Annotated in this window: 4 protein-coding genes and 1 pseudogene; all 5 read left to right on the top strand. The window is 60.0% G+C overall.

From position 1 onward, the window contains the following. The coding region (locus I6U14_RS00670; protein ID WP_296896042.1) for a hypothetical protein at window positions 1–289 on the top strand (289 nt) is incomplete at its 5' end. Window positions 290–361: 72 nt separating this feature from the next. Continuing rightward, a complete protein-coding gene (gene pufB / locus I6U14_RS00665) occupies window positions 362–598 on the top strand; it encodes a light-harvesting antenna LH1, beta subunit (protein WP_296896040.1) in 237 nt (78 codons plus the stop codon). Window positions 599–609: 11 nt separating this feature from the next. Beyond that, the gene (pufA, locus tag I6U14_RS00660) at window positions 610–795 is read left to right on the top strand and encodes a light-harvesting antenna LH1, alpha subunit (RefSeq protein ID WP_296896039.1); all 186 of its coding nucleotides are present in this window, start codon (window positions 610–612) and stop codon (window positions 793–795) included. Between the two features lie 146 nt (window positions 796–941). Then, complete coding sequence (pufL, locus tag I6U14_RS00655; RefSeq protein ID WP_296896037.1) at window positions 942–1,766, top strand: photosynthetic reaction center subunit L; 825 nt, start codon at window positions 942–944, stop codon at window positions 1,764–1,766. A gap of 17 nt (window positions 1,767–1,783) precedes the next feature. Next, window positions 1,784–2,257, top strand: a pseudogene (locus I6U14_RS00650) (hypothetical protein). Window positions 2,258–2,304 lie beyond the last annotated feature (47 nt).

Below are 2,304 nucleotides of genomic sequence, written 5' to 3'. Positions count from 1 at the left end.
AGCGTTTCAGGTTATCGCTCGAATAACCGGCAAAGGGAGACTTGAGAAAATGGCCAACGCTATCAAACACGACAGTGCAAAACTTACTCTCAGGCGCCAAGAAGCTCGGGAGTCGCGGCTGTTGTACTGGCTGTGCTTCGCAGTCTTCCTTGTCATCGCCGTGTTTGCCCGGCTGCTGCCAGGCAGACGCGACACGAGCGATAACGAACTGGCGGGCGTCCGCCGTTCCATCTTTGCCGAGGCGCGCGCTTCGGCGGGGACGCTGATCCCGTTCGCATTCATGAAGTAGGCCGGTCCCGCAACCACCCGTGGCGGCGTGACGGTCCCTTTATCGTCGTCCAACAAGAAGAGAGAGACGCACATGGCTGATCGAGACAAGTCCTTGTCAGGACTAGGTGAAGACGAAGCGAAGGAGTTTCACAGCATCTTTGTGATTAGCTTCATCGCCTTCACCGTCATCGCGCTGATTGCGCATCTGCTGGTGTGGAATTGGCGTCCGTGGGGTTGGGCCGGAATGGAACAGGCCAACGCTCCGATGTTGAATGACGCCACGCTTGCCGCCACGCAAGTGGCGCAAGTCGCACAAACTCTTGTATAAGGAGGCTTATCATGTGGCGAGTTTGGCTAATTTTTGATCCGCGCCGGACCCTTGTGGCCCTGTTTACGTTCCTTTTCGTGCTGGCGCTGCTGATCCACTTCATTCTGCTCAGCACGGAACGCTACAACTGGCTGCAACCTGCGCCGGCGGCTCAGACGAGCGCGGTCGAAATCACGCAGCCTGAGCATCTCGCGTAGCGAACAGGGTCTGCCCGGCCCGAAAGCACGGCCCGCCGGATACCCTTTTCGGTACGACCGTTCAAGGCCGGGCAGACTTCATCGTTGGCGCTAACCCGTACGGCGTCAGGCGTCTTCCCGAACGTTCCTGACCTGAGGATCGGAAAATGGCACTACTGAATTTTGAGCGCAAATATCGCGTACGCGGAGGGACGCTCCTGGGGGGAGACTTGTTCGACTTTTGGGTCGGTCCCTTCTATGTCGGCTTCTTCGGCGTCCTGACGATATTCTTCTCGGCGTTGGGAACATTGCTCATCCTGTATGGCGCATCGCTCGGCCCAACCTGGAATATCTGGAAAATCAACATCGCGCCGCCCGACATCAGTTATGGTCTCGGCTTCGCGCCGCTGGCCGAGGGCGGTCTGTGGCAGCTCATCACGATCTGCGCGATCGGCGCATTCGTGTCATGGGCGTTGCGACAGGCCGAAATCGCGCGCAAGCTCGGCATGGGCTATCACGTCCCGATCGCTTTCGGGGTCGCGATTTTCGCCTATGTCACGCTGGTCGTGTTTCGGCCGCTGCTCATGGGCGCGTGGGGCCACGGCTTCCCCTACGGCATCTTCAGCCACCTCGACTGGGTGTCGAACGTCGGCTACCAGTACCTCCACTTCCACTACAACCCGGCGCACATGCTCGCGGTGACGTTCTTCTTCACCACAGTGCTGGCGCTGTCGCTGCATGGCGGTCTGGTGCTGTCCGCGACCAACCCGCCAAAAGGCGAGACGGTCAAGACGCCAAGCCACGAAGATACGTTCTTCCGCGACTTCATCGGTTACTCCATCGGCACGCTCGGCATTCACCGGCTGGGCTTGTTCCTGGCGCTGAACGCCGGCTTCTGGAGCGCGGTCTGCATCATCATCAGCGGTCCGCTTTGGACGCGCGGCTGGCCCGAGTGGTGGAACTGGTGGCTCAACCTGCCGATCTGGGCCTAAGGGGCTAGGAGAAAGTTATGGCGGAATATCAGAACATATTCACGCAGGTGCAGGTCAGGGGGCCGGCCGAGTATGGCGTCCCTCTGCCCGAAGAAGATGAGCCGCGCTCTGGCCAACCCTTTTTCCAATACTTGGTCGGCAAGATCGGCAACGCCCAGATCGGCCCGATCTACCTGGGTTGGCTTGGCGTAACGTCGCTGATCTGCGGCTTCATCGCGATCGAGATCATCGGCCTCAACATGTGGGCCTCGGTGAACTGGGATCCGGTGGAATTTGTCCGGCAGCTTCCGTGGCTCGCGCTGGAGCCTCCCGGGCCGGAATACGGGCTTCAGGTCTTGCCTCCACTTAATGAGGGGGGCTGATGGCTGATAGCTGGTTTCTTCCTGACGGCGTCAATCCTGCTGTGGTGGGTGCGTACCTATCACCGGACGCGCCAGCTCGGCCTCGGCACCCATGGCGGAGTGGCCTTACACGTCGACCTGTGCACATAGCTGGTACTGGGCATCATCACACCGCGACTCAGGGGCGGATGGAGAGA

Source organism: Thiohalocapsa sp., assembly GCF_019695415.1.
Classification (GTDB): Bacteria; Pseudomonadota; Gammaproteobacteria; order Chromatiales; family Chromatiaceae; genus Thiohalocapsa.
This window is presented reverse-complemented; position numbering and strand designations above follow the sequence as displayed.

Excerpts from the sequence above, each read along its gene's own strand:
- pufL (WP_296896037.1), top strand. The coding sequence starts at position 942 with ATGGCACTACTGAATTTTGAGCGCAAATATCGCGTACGCGGAGGGACG.
- pufA (WP_296896039.1), top strand. The coding sequence starts at position 610 with ATGTGGCGAGTTTGGCTAATTTTTGATCCGCGCCGGACCCTTGTGGCC.
- pufB (WP_296896040.1), top strand. The coding sequence starts at position 362 with ATGGCTGATCGAGACAAGTCCTTGTCAGGACTAGGTGAAGACGAAGCG.